The organism is Pseudomonas sp. FG43 (assembly GCF_057809175.1).
Window position 1 is genome coordinate 299,653 of the sequence record NZ_JBMDJL010000004.1, and the last position, 17,184, is coordinate 316,836.

Below are 17,184 nucleotides of genomic sequence, written 5' to 3' on the forward strand. Positions count from 1 at the left end.
ACGGTTTTCACACTGGCCCCCAGTTTTTGCATTACCCCTGTAGGGCGGCTCAGAATCCGTAAGTCACCCGAGCATAGTAATACGCGCCATTGGTACCAATCGGTGACAGCACGTCATACGGCAGGTTGCCGCCGTAGTTGATCTCGGAGTTGGAGCGTTCCGGATAATTGTCGGTCAGGTTGTTGCCACCCAGAGCAATATCGAACCTGGGCGTGAATTTGTACTGCACCTCGGCATCCAGTTGCCAGACCGCGTTATAGGTCTGTTCCGGCTGGGAATCCCCGAAATCGAACACACGGGTGGTCTTGCCCTGGCGCGTCAGGCGGCCAAGCAGGCCCCAGTGCTGGCTGGCCCAGTTGGCAGAAAGCACAAAACGGTCCCTGGGTGCAGCATCGGTCAGGGTGTTACGCTCTTCCACGCCCACCAGCGCATCGCTGCCAATCCCGAGATTGCTGAGCTGTGACGGCGTGCCTTTGGTCTTGGTGACTTTGGTGTGGTTCCAGGTGTAAGCCGTGGTCAGGCCCAGTTGCCCGTCCAGCCATGGCTGGCGGTAATTGAGGACCAGTTCGGCACCATCGGTGCGGGTGTCGGCGGCGTTGGTGAAGAAGTTCACATCATGGACCCCGGCAACACCGAGGTTATCGTTGATGTACTGCTCCAGAGCGTCGCTGCCGATGCGCTGGGACAGGGTAATGCGGTCTTTGACGTCGATGCGGAACACATCGAAGGACGCATCGAAACGCTCACTCAATTGCGCCGTCAGGCCGAGGCTGAAGTTCTTCGAGGTTTCCGGTTTCAGGTCCTCGGCACCCAGCGCGCGGGCAATCGGGTCATTGACCGACAGCACCCGGATATCGGTCAGCGTGCCGCCTGTACCGAAGTTGCTGGTGGTGTTCTGGAAGCCGACCTGCGCCAGCGACGGCGCCCGGAAGTTGTTCGAGACGGCACCGCGCAAGGCCAGTTGCTCGGTCAGGCGATAGCGCCCGCTCAACTTGCCGGTGAGTTTGCTGCCCGCATCGTCATAACGCTCCCAGCGAGTTGCCGCATCGACAAACAGCCGGTCGGTCAGGTCGACGGACAATTCGGCGTAGGTGCCGAAGACATTACGGTCCAGGTCCACTTCTTCGCTCGGGCGCAGGCCGTTGGCACCATCGGCTCCGGTGCCGAAATACGAAGCTTCGTCGCCCGCGTAGGTCAGGTAGTTTTCGTAGCGGTATTCGCCGCCCAGCGCCAGCACGAACGGGCGGCCGGCAAGGCGCAGTTCACGGGTGAAATCCAGGTTGCCGGTGGTCTGGCGCAGTTCGTAGGTTCCGGTATCGAAACGGGTCGGCGAATCAGCCCCCAAGGCAACGTTGAGGGTGCGCTGGGTCGCCGATTCAAAATGGTTGCGGCCATGGGTAAGGCTGCTGTCGAAATCCCATTGCTCGCCGATCAGGCCCTTGAAGCCTACGGTGGCCGACAGGTCCTTGTTATCGCCCAGTGACTGCGGCAGATAGCCGTTTGGATAAAACTGCGGCTGATCGCCGGGATAGCGATAGAACTCGGCACCTGTGGTATGCCGTTCGTTGTAAGTACCAAATGAATAGGCTTTGCCGTTGCCCAGCGGCAGCTCGCTGTTGAACCAGGCATTGATGTCCCGTGCCACGCCGTCGCCCATTACATAGTTGCGCTGGCCCGGCGTGTCGGAAAAACCGTCGAATCCGGCGCGGTTGGTCGGGTCGCGATCCTTGTATTCGGTGCCGCCACGGATGAAACCACCCTCGTCGCCCAGACGGGCACCGATCTTGGCCGTCGTCAGCGAGTTGCGGCCATCGGTCGTGGTCTTGCCGATGGCATCCTGGCGCGTGTGGAAAGCGCCATAAGTGGTCGAGACTTCACCGCCTTCGGGAGCATCGTCGAGGATGATATTGATCACCCCGGCAATGGCGTCAGAACCATATTGCGCACCGGCCCCGTCGCGCAGCACTTCGATGCGCTTGATGGCACTGACGGGGATCGAGTTGAAATCCACCGGCGCGGTGCCGCGACCGATCTTCGAGGAGTCGTTGACCAGCGCAGAGGTATGCCGACGCTTGCCGTTGACCAGAACCAGCACCTGATCGGGACTCATGCCCCGCAGTTGCGCGGCCCGTACATGGTCGGCACCGCCGGAGTTGGACTGGCGGGGAAAACTGAACGACGGCAATAGCGTCTGCAACGCCTGCCCCAGTTCGCCCCCACCGGCTGCGGCGGACTTGAGGTCATCGGCGGTCAATACGTCTACCGGCACGGGCGAATCCAGCACAGTACGGGCCTTGCCTCGCGTGCCGGTCACCAGTACGGCGCCAAGGCGTGTGTCCTCGTCCGCACTCGGGGACGCTTCTTCGGCTTGCGCGGGAACTTGTGTCATTGCCGCCACGACAGCGGCAGCCAGCAGTGACCGTGAACGGTAATACATGGAACGGCTCCTTTGAGTCGCAAAAATACCTGCCGACAAGCAAGAGTTGCGGCGGTTTTCTGCTGTAATTTTTAAATTCTGGCAAGTAGCGAGATCAATGCAAAAAAGACACAAAGAGCCAATAAAACCCTTTGAGGACAGGACATTAGACGAGGCGGCAATCAATGCCAAAGAACCAATAATACTTAGGTTATATCGGCCTTCAACACTGTTGCTTATTCAACATTAGTTGTTGGCAAAGCAACAGTTACATGGGCTTTTTCGCGAATGAATTCGCTCCTACTCTGTGGGAGCGAATTCATTCGCGAAAGACATTCATTTTATTTAGCCAACGGAATCCAGGCCGAACGCGCTACACCCGCTGCTTCACCGAACGCAGGTACTTTCTTGGCCAGGTCGCGGACATTCTTCACATCCAGATCCAGCAACTGCTGGCGGGTAATCAGGGTTGGCGGGACCAGTACACGGGCTCCCGGATCTTCACCGGCAATACGCATGGCCAGGCTGCGCACGCTGATTGCGCCTGCCACCTCAGGGTTTACGGCAGCCGTGGCAGCCCAGGCGCTGCCGGGCTCTTTCATGATCTGGATATCGGCCGTGGAAATGTCGGCACTGTAGATCTTGATCTGCTTGCCCAGGCCAGCCTCATCGACTGCGATCTTGGCCCCTTTGGCGAACTCGTCGAAGGGCGCGAAGATCACCTGCAAACCGGGATTGGCCCGCAGCACCGCACTGGCCTGATCCGCGACCGAGTTGGCGATGGGCGGATTGAGGGTGCCGAAACGTGCCTTCTCGACGATACCGGGATTATCCGCCTTGACCTGACGCCAGATTTCATCGCGACGCTCCATCGGCGTAAAGCCACCGATGAACAGATAACCCGCCTGGAATGCGTTGCCGTTGTCCTTGAGTGCCTGATCCAGAGCCAGACGCGCCAGTTGATGGTGATCCTGTTCAATCTGGGTCACTTGCGGATTGCCCAGGTCGATATCGAAGGCAACCACCTTGATGCCTTTGGCGACGGCCTTGGCCACGGTGTCCTTGAGGGTTTCGGCCAGGCCCAGTTGCACGATGATGCCATCGACGCCCAGGTCGATGGCCTGCTCCAGCATCTCACGCTGGGTCGCCGCCTGTTGTCGCGCATCGAACAGGCGCAGATTGATGCCCAGCGCTTCCGACTGTTTCTCGACGCCACGCAGGTAAGCCTCGGGGAAGTCCCCCGAGAACAGATACCCCACCAGCGCGATATTGACTCCGCCCTTGTCGAATGGCGCTGGCGCACCGGCAATTCCGGCAGCGCTGGCACCGGTGGCCAGTGAAGCGACCAGCGTGGCGGCGAGCAGGCGTCGCAGCCCGCGTGTGATGAGTCGATGCATCGAGTGTTCCTTCTCTGACAGTGAGGCTCAGCGCGCCCGTTGCGCGAGGCCGAAGGTAAACATCAGCGCCAGGACCAGTACCGCGCCCTTGACGAAATCCTGGGTGTAATAAGGGGCATTGAGCATGGTCAGGCCGTTGAGCAATGTTGCAACCAGCAACGCGCCCACCAGAGTGCCAAAGGCATTGGGCTTGCGGGCACCGAGCACGGCGAAACCGATCAGTGCCGCACCCAGCGCATCCAGCACCAGACCATTACCGGAACTGACATCGCCACGTCCCAGCCGGGCCGCCAGCAACAGGCCGCCCAGTGAAGCCAGCAACGCCGAGAGCACATAGGCCAGCAGTTTGTATTTTTCCACCGGCGCACCGGCCAGCCGCGCCGCCCGCTCGTTGCCACCAATGGCGTAGAACACCCGGCCAAAGCGGGTCAGTTCAAGAAAGCCCCAGACCAGTAGCGCGACCACCAGCATGACCAGCACCGGAACCGGCACCGTGTCCCATAGCCGCGCACGGCCAATCGCCAGAAAAGCCGCACTGAAGCTGCCGGAAGCTTCGTCGCCGTTGGGCAAGGTCATGCCGACCGCAATGGAGCGGCCACCGGTAGGAATCAGTTGCAGGCCGATGATCAGGAACATGCTGCCCAAGGTCGCCAGAATGTCCGGAACGCCCATGCGTACGATCAGAAATCCGTTGAGCAATCCCACCAGCGCCCCACAGGCAAGACTGATGAAAATCGCCGGCAGCGGCCCCCAGTCCAGAACCACCATTACGTAGCTGGCACACATCAGGCTCATGGCGGCCACCGCACCGATGGACAAGTCGAGCCCGCCCACCGACATGCTCAGGGTCACACCCAGAGCCAGCAGCGCGACGATGGACACCGACTGAAGAATGATGAACAGGTTGCCAACCCGCAAAAACGCAGGTTCCAGTACCGAAAACAGCACGACCACCAACGCCAGGAGCAACAACAGGCCGTAATGAATAGTGAAGCGCAGCAATGGCTCCCATGGCCGTGGCTTCAGGAAATGTGAAGAAGTCGACTCAGGCAAGCGTGGCTCCTTGGCGATGCAGAGGGTTGATGTCAGGTTGCGGGGCGACGCCCGCCATTTGCGCGACCAGTTGCTCGCGTTGCAGACCGGCACGCGGGTAGTCGGCCACCACACTGGCGTCACGCACCACCAGAATCCGGTCGGCGATTTCCAATGCTTCGTCGGGATCGGAGCAGATCACCAGCGTGGCGCGCTGCCCGGCGCTGGCACGAATTCGCGCACCGATTTCCCGGCGAGCGCGGATATCCACACCCTGGAACGGCTCGTCGAGAATCAGCAGATGGGCATTACCCAGCAGCCAGCGGGCCAGTACCACTTTCTGTTGATTGCCGCCAGAAAGCATCTCCATCGGCACATCAAGGCCCGCACACTTGATGCCCAGAGTTTGCACTTGCTCCTGCACCGCTTCGCGCTCTGCGCCAGCATCAATAAAACCGCCACGGCTGAATCGCTGCAGAAACGGCAAGGTCAGGGTTCGCGTCAGGGAAAAGCCCGGCACCAACGAGCCACGCACGCGGTCCTCGCAGGCCATGAATACACCGCCCGCAATAGCCTCGCGTGGCGATGACGGAGCCCAGTGCTGGCCATCCAGTTCGATAACGCCCGTCACAGGCTGACGCAGGCCGAAGAGAAGTTCGGCTATCTCACTCTTGCCAGCCCCAAGCAGGCCAGTCATGGCGACCACTTCGCCTTTGTACAGATTCAGATCGAAAGCCGCGCTGGCTTCACTGAGTCGACAATCGCGCATCCGCACCACTTCACGCCCGCGCTCGGTCTGCTGGTGAACCACAGGCGCCAGCTCACTGCCGAGCATGGCCCGCACGGCAGCGGCAAGGTCCAGCGGTGCCGCGAACTCGCCAGCGAGGCGTCCGTCGCGCAGCACAATCGCACGGTCGGCAATACGCTGCAGGTCTGACAAGCGATGGGAAATGTAGAGAATGCTGACCCCGCGCCCGCGCAGCACGTCGATCAACGCGAACAGGCGCTCCGCTTCGGCAGAAGACAATGAAGCGGTGGGCTCATCCAGCACCAGCAAGCGGGGCTTGAGTGCCAGCGCACGAGCCAGCACCACCAGTTGCCGTTCAGCCGTGCCGAGGCTTTCGATGGCGGCGTCCAGCGACAGATGCAAATCCAGACCTGCGGCGATCTGTGCAGCCCGTTCATGCAGATGTCGTCGCTTGCTCCAGATGGAACCTTGGGGCTGGCACAACTCGTCCAGGACCAGATTCTCGGCCACGCTGAACCCCGGCACCACCGCCTCGTCGACCTGCTGGTGAACGGCAACGATACCGGCGCGCCGCGCTTCATGGGGGGAAGCAAAACCAAGCGCCCTGCCCTCGACCTGCAACTCGCCCGCATCATGGCCATGGCTGCCGGAGAGGATTTTGACCAGGGTGGATTTGCCCGCACCATTGGCACCGAGCAAGGCAACAACCTCACCGGGATAAAGGTTCAGGTCGATATCCTGCAAGACCCGGCTTGAGCCGAATGACTTGCCCAGCCCACGGGTACTGACCAGAGGATCATGAGGGACCGTTACGGGCACTTTCATGGAGAACTCAACACAAGGAATCAGAGAAAAGCAGGCCGCGCACGGGTAACACTGCGATAAACGACGTCTTCAGGAGAGACGAAATCGCATATAGCCTAATGGACGGGTTATCCGGCGATAAATAACCAATTGAAATATCCATAGAAGCACTTTCATCACTGGCCTTATGCCGGATGATGATCGGCAACATGCTTTTAGTTCTTTTTAAAAACCCGACAAATCCGGCAAAGTCACGCGCTTGTTCCTATGAGTCATTGCTGCCAATGCATCTGGATCTACGTCAACTGCGGCACTTCATTGCCTTGGTGGAGTATCGCAACTTCGGCCTTGCCGCCGAGTCGGTCAGCCTGTCCCAGTCGGCATTCAGCCGCAGTATCCAGGCACTTGAACAGAGTTTCGGAACCCGCCTGATCGATCGAACCCGCAACCTGGCACCCACCAAGAAAGGCCTGATCGTGCTGGAACATGCACGACTGATGATTGGCAACGCCCACGATCTGATCAATGCAGTTCATCAGTTCAACGAAAACGAGGACGGTGAGCTGTCGTTCGCTTGCGGCCCTGCTCCGGCAGCCTGGCTGATGCCACAGGCACTGGGGCTTTTCACCCGTCGCTTGCCCAAGGTCCGGCTGCGTTTTCATGTCGATAACTGGCAAGCCCTGGGGCAGCGACTGCTGGCTGAGGAATGCGAGTTCTTCGTGGCCGACGCCCGTAACTTCGAGCACGACCCGGATTACCGGGTCCAACTGCTCAGCCAGCACCGCTGGGGTTTCTGCTGCCGCAGCGAGCATCCTCTGGCCGCGTTCGATGAAGTCACCGTAGAGCAATTGTTCAGCTACCCGCTGGCAGGCACCGTACGCCCGCCCAATCTGCGCAAGGCGCTGGTCGAACTCAGCGGGCGGCCGGACTTTCAAACCAGCATCGAATGCGATAACGGCTACAGCCTGATCAGTGTCATCCAGCATTCCGATGCCATCGGTACCACCAACGTCAGTCGTAATAACCCTTACTTGCGTCAGGGCCTCAAGTTGCTCAACGTCACGGGGCTGGACCCTCAGGCGCCGGAGTTCTTCACCCATTACGGCATCGTCAGCCGTGCCGGCTACAAGCTGTCATTCCTGGCGCAAAACCTGATCGACGCCTTTCATGAGGCGGATCAGGCGATGCAGGCGCTGGAAGCGAATCCGCCGCAAGACGAACTCGCCGACCTGCCCCTTACAGGGCTTGCACACTGAAGCGGCTGATTGCCTGACGCGACCAGACCGACCGCAAGCCGAAATACCCGGCAACCGGCAGCCCATTGAGCGCTTGCTCGAACACCAGCTCTTCATCGACCCAGTAGCGAGTCGATGAAGAGGTCACGTCGATACGAATCCGGTAAATCCTCCCCGCCTCCAGCAGATGGGCAGCATCCAGTTTCTCGCCCAGTAACGGACGATTGCCCTGACCGTCGTAGTAACGAAACCGGGTGGTGCTGTTGCTATTGCCGCCCATGCCCACGTACCAGGTCGCCAGCGAGTCATAGGATTCCAGCACGCCGTCACGCTCGATCAGTTCGCTGGCCCCTCCATCATGAGCGCCCCAGAAGACGTTCATGTCCGACAGGCGATCATTGGCCTGCCCTGCCACCAGCACCTGACGCAGGAATTCGATGCGGTAGGCTCCGCTCAGGCGCTGGCGCAGCCAGACGGTCATTCCGGCGCGGGTATCCATGATCAGGCGGCCGTGTTCGGCCCAGACACGGGATTGCTCCGGCAATTCGGTTTCGGCGATCCAGAGTCGAGTGTTGAAGGTCTGGAAGTCATCCTGGACAACCACGCTTGCAGGCGCGAGGGGTGCAGCATTCGGGTGAGGCATGAATACAGTCTCGAAACAGATGAATAAAGGACCGTCTAGTTATCCAGCGCCAACAAGGCGATAGCGGTCAGGCCCCACTGGGCCACGGCATTGGTCGATAGATTGGCCGCAGCGGATGTTCCGGAATGCTCATCGATCACCGACACGGGATCAGGCTCATTCAACGGATACAGATAGGCTGGCGGCTGCACGACATGCAGGCTTCGGTTGGGTTTCGGGATACCGCCCGAACCGCCGAAGAACTCCTTCCAGGCCCGGTCTTTCATGCCACGGTCACGCAATCGATAGGCCGCGAATGCCGTCAGCCGTGCATGGCCCTGGGCGAGATTGAGATTGGCCAGTGGTGCGCCCAGGGCTTTTTTCCGCTCAGCGGCCGGGGCGTTGTACAACCGGCAGTAATCCAGCCAGGCGCGCTCGAAACTGGCCGAGGGCAAAAGCTGCAATAGCTCGCTACAGATTTCAGCCAGACCGAATACTGCCGAGAGGTGCGACACCGACAGCTTGCCACTGGTGTCGATATCGAAGCGTCCGCTGTCCAGTTGCATGTTGCCAAGCCCAGTGAAAAAGCCATGGGGCTGCGCGGCAATCGTCTCCATGCTGTTGAGCAGGCGGCGAGCCATGGCCGGATCGCCGCTGCGCTCCCAGTCAGTCAGCCAGGCGGCAGCAATGGCTCCCCAATCGGTACCGAACGTGATGCTGGCATAGCCGTCGCGAGGGTCGCGTTGCTGGCCGATCTTGCGGCCGGGCACCACTTCGCGCAGGGTGCGCAAGGCCTCGACTTGCTCATTGAGCAAATCACCGATGCGCTCATCGGCGGTCAGGTAATACAAGAACCGGCGATTGGCGGCAGTCGAAATGCGCAACTGTTTTGCACTGTCGCCCCAGTGCTGAACGTTATGCCGCGAACCCAGCGGCGCAAACCGCCCGATATGATGCACGTCAACCTCGCCGGTATGGCGGGTCATCGCTTCGGCCATTCGGAACACGTCCTGGCGGCCGGTGCGCAAGAAGTAATACCAGAGCCAAAGATCGGTGCTCAGCTCCGAGTTGTCCCAGGCAAAACCACCCACGTCATAGCGCCAGACATGCCGCTGCTCGTCATAGGTGTGCATGACATCGCCGTAATCCCAGAACCCGTACCATTTTCGCTGCTCGACTTCGTCGCGATAGAAATCGAAATACCACGCCAGTTGCTGCTCGATCTGTTGCTTGCGCCCGGTCTCTTTCCTGACCGGTGCCCAGTCAGGCCCGAACACGCCTGCTGCATGCAGGCGCTCGGGGGATGCCAGCAGCAGTGGCGGCTCTTGAATGCGCTGGGCAATCTGTTGCAACACTGCGCCACTGGGCGTGGCAGCAACGAACTGCAACTCCAGCTCACTGGTCCGCGCAACGCCCGAGGGAGTGCCGAAGCCGGGTTCATGATCTTCGTAGGTGATTTCCAGGGCTTCGCGCTGTTTGACGAAGCTGTCCTGGCCCATGCCGTCGTGGTAGCTGCGCAGGTCCATCGGTGCGGCCTGAGGCGCCCATAGCCAGAGAGTGACTTGCGCCCTTTCGGTCTGCGCATCTTCGATATCCAGCTGCGCCGGGTAGCTCTGCCAGAAATTGCGCAGGCCGAATACCACGCCACCCTGAGGCGAGCCGATATACCCCACGCCTGCCGCCCTTTGCCCCGTGGCACTGTTGAGCCAGCTCTGGCCGGACGTTGTGCGCTTGCTGATCTGGAAACCGTCCGGGTACGCCTGCAGCAAGCGATAGCTGCCGAACGCGGGAATGTAGTGCAGTCGATTGGCAACTTCCGGGGCAAAGCCTTCCACAGGACCGGTGCTTCTGCCTTCGACCTGAGCGCGCATGACCTCATCGCCCGGATTGCGGCGCAGGCCGGTCAGGCCACGCACTGCTTCGGCAAAGATGCCACCGTTGGCACCGACGAAGCGCACATGCCGGTCATGCAAGGGTTGATCGAGAGGCGTATCGAAACGCAGGCCCACGCCCTTGATGAAGTCATGCTGCTCATCGATATCGATCAGCAAGGTGTGAATCAGGCGCAGGTTTTCACTGTTGGCATAGGCATAGATACGCACGATGAAAGGCAGCAAAGTCCCGTCGCCGTCCAGCAACCGATGGGTGCCGTGCAAGGCCACCTCCGCGCGTACCGGGCCATTCTGTTCCAGCACGACACGCTGTATTTCACTGCGATATTGACGGGTCGGCGTTGCGGGCTGGTCAGGGTCGCCCTGCACTTGCAGCACCAGATGTCCGCTCTGCAAGGTGATGCGACCATTACGGCTGACACTGCTCAACACGCTTTCGCCCTGGCGCGGGATCACACATTGCAGCACGCCGGTGTCGATGCGGATCTGCTCATCGTTTTCACTGGCCAGCGCACGTCCTTCAGGTGCCACGACACTGGCCGGGCGCAGATCATAATATTCTGCAACACCCTGCTGCGGCCCCATGGCATGGGCAGTCCATTTCAGGCTGCCGTCAGGCCAGTAAGCCAGCGGCCAGCTTTGCAATGACGGCGCCGATCCATCGCTGCCGTGAATCTGAAACTGGCTGCCAGCGGCAACCTGCCCCCAGGGCCATGGCGTGCCCCAGGTCACGCCGCTGAACGACGCCGGGGTTTGCTTGCCCAGCCAACCGAGTCGGGCCTCGGCCTTGGGGGCCGGCTGTGCAGCCAGAGCGCTGCCGATAAAGGGCGCGGAGCCTGTCAGTGCAGCACCGGCTCGCATGAAGCTTCGGCGATCGAGTAAAAATCTGCTCATCGGTCAGGGCCTTTAGAAGTCGTAGCCAACGGTCATGCCCAAGGTACGCGGCTCACCCACCACACCAAAGGCCGAGCCATAGTCGCCAGCATTCAGTGAGCGGTAATAGCGTTTGTCCGTGACGTTGTTGGCCCACAACGAAGCATTCCAGGTGCCCTCGTTATATTTGCCGCTCAGGCCGGTGGACAGACTCAGCAGGCCATAGCCCGGAATGCGGGTGAATTCGGAGTTGTCCACGGTGCCGTAGGCCCAGGTGCGATACGAATAGCGCCCGGCGACAAAGGCTTCCAGGCCCTCGAATGCCTGCCACTCGTAGCGGCTGCTCAGGTTGTAGGTGAGTTTCGGCGAGCGGAACACCCGGCTGCCGGTCAGGTCGCAGGAGGCTGGCGGACGAGGCGCAAGCGTCACTTCCGCCGGGCATCTGCCGCCCTTGAAGTCCAGATACGTGTTGTCCAGCAACGTGCCGTTGAAGTTGATGCTCAGGCCATCCAGTGGCTTGAGTGTCAGATTGGTTTCCAGGCCACGCGATTGCATGGTGCCGGCGTTGATCAGGTAACTGCTCTGGCTTTCCAGGTCATAGGCGGTGGTCTGGAATTTACGCACCTTCGACCAGAACAAGGCCGCATCCACCATCACCCGGTTATCGAGCCAGTGACTCTTGAGCCCCAGTTCGCTGCCAAGGGTTTCCTCGGGCTCGATCAACAGGCTGTCGAAACCTGCGGTGTTGGCAGCTCCCGAGGAGACGTTCAGGCCTCCTGCCTTCTCGCCATAGGCCACGGTGAAATAGCCTTGCAGGTTGGGCATGAAGAAGTAGCTGAAATTGAGCATACCGGCAGGCAACTGGCTGTACTGGTTCAGCTCTCCAGAGTCGAAATCGTTCTTGTTGACCCGGCGAAACGAGCCCGATTTCTTGTTGTAGCTGTCGCGTATCCCGGCCGTGATATCGAATTTTTCGGTAACGTGCAGGGTGCCCTGGGCATAGAGCGAAAACACGGTGTCGTTGATCTCGCCCCAGCGCTTTACTGTCTTGCCGGTGTTGGACGTGTTGCCGTAATACTGCGTAGTGCGAGTGCCCGCGGCATAGTAGTCATGGGCAAAGGTGTCGAGGTTTTCGCCCCAGTAAGTGGCACCGATGGCGTAGTCGAAAAGCTCGCCCTTGGGTGAATCCAGACGAATGTCCTGGGACCAGATGCGGTCACGCACGTCAGCGCCGCTGCCCGCATACAGAGGAATGTCCAGGGCATCGGTATTGTTGGGCTGGAAACCGAAATAGCGGAACGACGACACCGAACGCAGGTTGTAACCGTTGGCCAGCTTCCAGTTTGCCTCCGCAGACAGGCCACCCTGGCGCACGTACGCCTGGTTTTCACTGTCGGCGTTGACCTTGTAGCCCCCGCCTATCACCGTCGCACCAACCAATGCAGTCCGGTTCAGATAAGGCACCGTACCATTGACGGTATTGGCCTTGTCCAGCACGGACACCGGCTCACTGATCGCCTTGTTGTAGTCAGCAATCACCCGCAGGCTGAAATCGTCCGCGGGCTGCCAGAGCAACTGCCCGCGAATGCCATCCTGATTGCTGCCACCCAGGTCATGGCCGGTGTAGATGTTCTTGATGTAGCCGCCCTTTTCGGTGTGCGACAGGTTGATGCGCCCGGCCAGGGTTTCAGCCAAGGGACCGGAAAACATCGCTTGTGTCTGGGTATAGCCGCGCTGGCCGATGGACTGGCGCAACGAACCTTCAGGCGTGAAGGTGGGTTTGCGGCTATGGATATCCACCGCCCCGCCCGTGGTGTTGAAGCCTTTGAGCGTCCCTTGCGGCCCGCTGAACACATCAGCGCTTTCGATATCCAGCAGGTCGTTGGACATCATGCCCGGTCGACTCAGGTAAACGTTGTCGAGAAACAGACCGACGCTGCTGGGCATGCCGATATTGATTTCGGTGCCGCCGCCATCGCCCACGCCCCGAATGGTCATGCGTGTGTCATAGGAGTCCACCGTGGCCACATCCAGGCCGGAGGCCACTTGTTGCAGGTCTTCAAGCCGGTAAATGCCCTGTTGTTCAAGGGTCTTTCCACTCAGCTCACGCTTTGACGAAGGTGGCTGCTGGGGATCGGCCTGACGCACGCCCTCGACCTGTACGGTGTCCAGTCGGGTCGTGGTTTCAGCCATCGCGGGCGCTACTGCCATGACCAGTGCCATGCCGGTGACCCAAGGGAGGTGTTTTTGCTGAGTTTCAAGTTTCATGGGGTGTTCCAGCGAGCAATGGATGCCGTGCCGTCAGCGATGTGCTGTCGGCAGATAAGGTTCAAGGTCGGGTCTGTTGCAGAAATTGCGGCGCGAGCCACTGATCCACATCGATGTCACGACGAATCAGGCGCGCCTCCCTGGCGCTGCCGATGGACTGTTTGAGGCGTTCGACAAAACCGCTGTCCAGCTCCGGTGACAGCAGTACCGATAACGGCGGCGCACCTTCCAGGTTGGCCTTCAGCAGATTGGCCGGGTAAGACGCCTGATCGGCCAGTAACTGGATATAGGCCTCGCGGTTGTGCGGGTCGCTGGCCCAGTCCGATGCCTCACGCTGGACCTGAACGATCCTGCTGACCCACTCCGGATGCTCGTCGAGCAACTTTTGCGATACCAGCACCAGGCCGGACAACTCACCCGCGCCATCCAGATGCCGGGTAGAGACAGGCACCTGAGCCTGACCACGCTCGCGCAGCGCCAGGATGTTGATGCCGCCCCAGGTCGCATCGATCTGTCTGGCTGCCAAAGCCGCGCTGGCGGCAGCAAAGTCCAGATTGATGACGCTGATATCCTTTTCGGTCAGCCCCGCAGTGCGCAGGGCATCGATGAACGAAAGCTGCGCGGCGGTCCCGCGAAACAGACCGACACGTTTGCCCTTGAGGTCTGCCAGGGAATGAATCGACGAACCGACCGGTACCGCCAGGTAATGCGCGACGCCACGGGCAGCGACGGCAACCACCCGCGTATCGAGCCCGCCCGACTTGCCGACGATGCTGCCCAGATCGCCGAGATAGGCCATATCCAGCTGGCCATTGGCAAAGGCTTCGTTAATCAGGGGCGCCGCACCCTTGAAGAAGTGCCATTTGACCGTGACACCCTCGGCGCTGAACGCCTGCTCAAGACGCTGCTGGGCATGAATGACATCCACCAGACCGCCACCGGCAGGCTTGCTGCCAGCCCCGATATCGGACACCGCAATATTGAGCTGCGCCGCACTCACAGCAGTCAATGGCCCCAGCGTCAGGCCCAGGCTTAGCAGCAGAGAAACAAGAAAATGAGAACGCAATGACATGGGCGGTTTCGGACTCCGTAGAAAACCACTGGCACTGTCTGGCCAGCAGGCGATGACGTTTAACCACAACGACAGCGCTCTTCGTAAATACCGAAACCCCTCATGATTATTCCTGAAAAGCATAAACAAGCAGGAATGCAGTGCCTGGAGGTTATGTAAGAACCGCAAAAGTTATTTGCGGGATTTGCATTGGATATGGGATCAAGGGGTGAGATGTAATGGGGGAAAGTTGCAAGCTGCAAGTTAAAAGCTCACAGCCTGCCGCTTGTAGCTTATGTGTATCGATTCTCCGGGACAGGCAACCCCAGATGCTCGCGCAATGTGCTCCCGCTATATTCCTCACGAAACAGTTTGTGCTTGCGCAGGATTGGCAATACGCCTTCGATGAAGTCGTCCAGGCCTTCGGGGAAGTGCGCGGGCATCAGATTGAAGCCATCTGCGGCTCCGCCCTCGAACCAGGCAATCAGCTCGTCCGCTACACGTTGCGGGGTGCCGACGACGATTTTATGACCTCGTGCTCCGGCCGCCAGGTTGCAGATCTGGCGCAGGGTCAGGCCGTCGCGGTGTGAAAGGTCCAGCAGCAGGCGAGCGCGGCTTTGCATGTTTTGCGGCAGTGGCAAGTCCGGCAGTGGCTGGTCCAGATCGAAACCGGAGAGGTCCTGCCCCAAACGATCCGCAACCATCAGCAAGGCGGCTTCCTGGTCGGTCCAGCTTTGCAGGTGATCGAAGCGCGCCTGGGCTTGGGCGGCGGTCTTGCCAAGGATCGGCATGACACCGGGCATCACCAGGCAATGATCCGGCGAGCGGCCTTGAGCAACGACTTGCGCCTTGAGGTCGCGATAGAACTGCCCGGCTTCTTCCAGACCTTGCTGGGCGGTGAACACCACTTCACCGATGCGCGCCGCGAGGGCCATGCCCGGCCCGGATGAGCCGGCCTGGACCAGTACCGGATGACCTTGCGGCGCACGGGTCAGGTTGAGTGGCCCGGCAATGGAGAAGAACTCGCCCTTGTGGTCCAGGCTATGCAGTTTTTCAGGGTCCAGATACACGCCGCTTTCGCTGTCGCGAACATAGGCGCCCTCTTCCCAGCTGTCCCACAAGCCCCGCACCACATCGACGAATTCCTCGGCCACCGCATAACGCTGAGCATGGTCGGGATGTGTGGCACGGGTGAAGTTGGCCGCGCTGTCGTAGCCGGTGGTCACCACGTTCCAGCCGGCACGGCCTGCAGACAGATGATCGATGGTCGCGAACTGCCGGGCGATGGTGTACGGCTCGCTATAGGTGGTCGATGCCGTCGCCACCAGCCCGATGCGCTCGGTGATCGCCGCCAGTGCGCCCAGCAGCGCCACGGGTTCCAGGCGCACGATCATGGAGGGATGTTCCTTGGGACCGGTCACCAGTTTGTCGCCAAAGAACACCATGTCCAGCTTGGCCTTTTCGGCTGCCAGGGTCAGGCGGCGGATCAGCGGGAAGTTTTCGCTCCCGGATTCGGCACCCGGATAACGCCAGCCAGCCGAGTGGTGACCTGCGGCCTGAATGAAAAGGCCCAGGCGCATCTGTCGCTCAGTCTGGCTCATGAAGTGACTCGGAAATTGAATGAAGAGGACGCAATCAAAATGGCTGCTTGCACGCGGATGCTCCTGAGCGAAGGTGGCCTGCAAGATCGGTTGTATCGATAGATCAGACAGGAATAAAAGATTCAAATATATGAATATTCAAATGATAAAAATAAATCATTTTATTTGTCTATCTCTGGCTGATCAGCCAAAACTCGCCAGGCTATGGCACTGCGCGTAGTGGCTCATGAGCCCTTTGAGGGAATGCGCCAGGGTTATGCGGGTCTGCTGGTCATAACGTTCAAGCTTGGCCGTACGACCGTGATGCAGGTATTCCAATATGGCGCTGGCCGCTGGCTGGCTCGCCCCGAATGCATGGGCAAGGCCCTGTGACGTGACGGGATCAAAAGCGATTGCCGCTTCACCGACCGCAAGCCATTGCGACGTTGCGACGCAATCCAGCGCAGAACAGCCTGCATCGAGCACCTGCAAAGGTGCCGCCGACAGTTCGCCGGCGGCAACATACTGCTGCATCAATTTTGTCTGTTCCAGTTGCCGGGCAAGTTCGGCCGGGCTACGGAAGACTTCACCGCCTTCGGGAAAGAATCGCACCAGATGGCGCTGGCCGCTGGCCGAAGTCGCACCGGACCACCAGCCCTGTGTGTCCGCCTCGATCAACAACCAGTCGGTTGACGCAAGTTCAGAAGTACCGGCAGGCAAACAGGCTGCAACGGCGACCTGACGACTCAAGCGACGCCTGCCCGCACCGCCCAGGCGCGCAATAGCGCTGGACTTGCCCGAAGCATCGACCACGAAACGGGCTTGACCACTCCAGCAGTCCTCGCCACGCAAGCCGCTCAGGGTGGTGATTGCAGCAAACTCGGCCTCGGTCACCCGCACGCCCCGCTCCAGCACCACACCTTCAGCCTGTGCCCTGTCCCGCAGACGGGAATCGAACACCTGACGGTCCAGGAAATAACCATGGGATGAGCGTTCGGCGAAATAATCGCGAAAAGCCCGTTCAGGCGTCATCCAGATCGCTTGCACACCGCAACAGCGCCGGGCAGCCGATATGTCGCCCAGCAAATCGGCATGCCCGAGCGCGGCCAACGCCGGCACCGCTTCGGGCGACAGGCATTCACCGGGCCGTGGCTGACTCGCGTCATCGCGATCAACCATGCATACGTCAAGCCCTGCCCGGGCCAGACAGATGGCAAGCGCCGAACCTGCTGGCCCGGCGCCCACGACCAGAACGTCGTACACGTG

General features: G+C 60.2%; 11 protein-coding genes. 1 reads left to right on the forward strand and 10 read right to left on the reverse strand.

Annotated elements, in window-relative coordinates; translation table 11 throughout:
• Nucleotides 1–49 precede the first annotated feature (49 nt).
• The 4 genes from ACODS3_RS07480 to ACODS3_RS07495 form a co-directional block, all read right to left on the reverse strand.
• Nucleotides 50–2,437 (reverse strand): TonB-dependent receptor plug domain-containing protein, encoded by a 2,388-nt coding sequence (locus ACODS3_RS07480; RefSeq protein ID WP_489033918.1) that lies wholly within the window; start codon nt 2,435–2,437, stop codon nt 50–52.
• A 320-nt stretch (nt 2,438–2,757) separates the two neighbouring features.
• Nucleotides 2,758–3,813: a substrate-binding domain-containing protein gene (locus tag ACODS3_RS07485; RefSeq protein ID WP_489033919.1), complete on the reverse strand. Its 1,056-nt coding sequence runs from the start codon at nt 3,811–3,813 to the stop codon at nt 2,758–2,760.
• Nucleotides 3,814–3,840: 27 nt separating this feature from the next.
• On the reverse strand, nt 3,841–4,839 hold the full coding sequence (locus ACODS3_RS07490) for an ABC transporter permease (protein WP_374063356.1): 999 nt from the start codon (nt 4,837–4,839) through the stop codon (nt 3,841–3,843).
• Between the two features lie 19 nt (nt 4,840–4,858).
• The gene (locus ACODS3_RS07495) at nt 4,859–6,418 is read right to left on the reverse strand and encodes a sugar ABC transporter ATP-binding protein (protein ID WP_489033920.1); all 1,560 of its coding nucleotides are present in this window, start codon (nt 6,416–6,418) and stop codon (nt 4,859–4,861) included.
• A gap of 263 nt (nt 6,419–6,681) precedes the next feature.
• Here ACODS3_RS07495 and ACODS3_RS07500 point away from each other — a divergent pair, with 263 nt between their 5' ends.
• Complete coding sequence (locus tag ACODS3_RS07500) at nt 6,682–7,653, forward strand: LysR family transcriptional regulator (RefSeq protein ID WP_489033921.1); 972 nt, start codon at nt 6,682–6,684, stop codon at nt 7,651–7,653.
• On the opposite strand, the gene ACODS3_RS07505 is transcribed toward ACODS3_RS07500, so the two are convergent.
• The 6 genes from ACODS3_RS07505 to ACODS3_RS07530 all read right to left on the reverse strand — a co-directional run bounded on the left by ACODS3_RS07505 (nt 7,634) and on the right by ACODS3_RS07530 (nt 17,181).
• Complete coding sequence (locus tag ACODS3_RS07505; RefSeq protein ID WP_201017032.1) at nt 7,634–8,275, reverse strand: DUF6250 domain-containing protein; 642 nt, start codon at nt 8,273–8,275, stop codon at nt 7,634–7,636. The genes ACODS3_RS07500 and ACODS3_RS07505 overlap by 20 nt on opposite strands.
• 35 nt (nt 8,276–8,310) lie before the next feature.
• Nucleotides 8,311–11,040 (reverse strand): exo-rhamnogalacturonan lyase family protein, encoded by a 2,730-nt coding sequence (locus ACODS3_RS07510; RefSeq protein WP_489033922.1) that lies wholly within the window; start codon nt 11,038–11,040, stop codon nt 8,311–8,313.
• A 12-nt stretch (nt 11,041–11,052) separates the two neighbouring features.
• Nucleotides 11,053–13,287 carry a TonB-dependent receptor gene (locus ACODS3_RS07515; protein ID WP_489033923.1) on the reverse strand — a complete coding sequence of 745 codons (2,235 nt, stop codon included), beginning with the start codon at nt 13,285–13,287 and terminating at the stop codon, nt 11,053–11,055.
• A gap of 61 nt (nt 13,288–13,348) precedes the next feature.
• Nucleotides 13,349–14,359 (reverse strand): ABC transporter substrate-binding protein, encoded by a 1,011-nt coding sequence (locus ACODS3_RS07520; RefSeq protein WP_201017029.1) that lies wholly within the window; start codon nt 14,357–14,359, stop codon nt 13,349–13,351.
• 272 nt (nt 14,360–14,631) lie between these two features.
• On the reverse strand, nt 14,632–15,939 hold the full coding sequence (locus ACODS3_RS07525) for an LLM class flavin-dependent oxidoreductase (RefSeq protein ID WP_489033924.1): 1,308 nt from the start codon (nt 15,937–15,939) through the stop codon (nt 14,632–14,634).
• A 183-nt stretch (nt 15,940–16,122) separates the two neighbouring features.
• Nucleotides 16,123–17,181 carry an NAD(P)/FAD-dependent oxidoreductase gene (locus ACODS3_RS07530; RefSeq protein WP_489033932.1) on the reverse strand — a complete coding sequence of 353 codons (1,059 nt, stop codon included), beginning with the start codon at nt 17,179–17,181 and terminating at the stop codon, nt 16,123–16,125.
• Nucleotides 17,182–17,184: the final 3 nt, after the last annotated feature.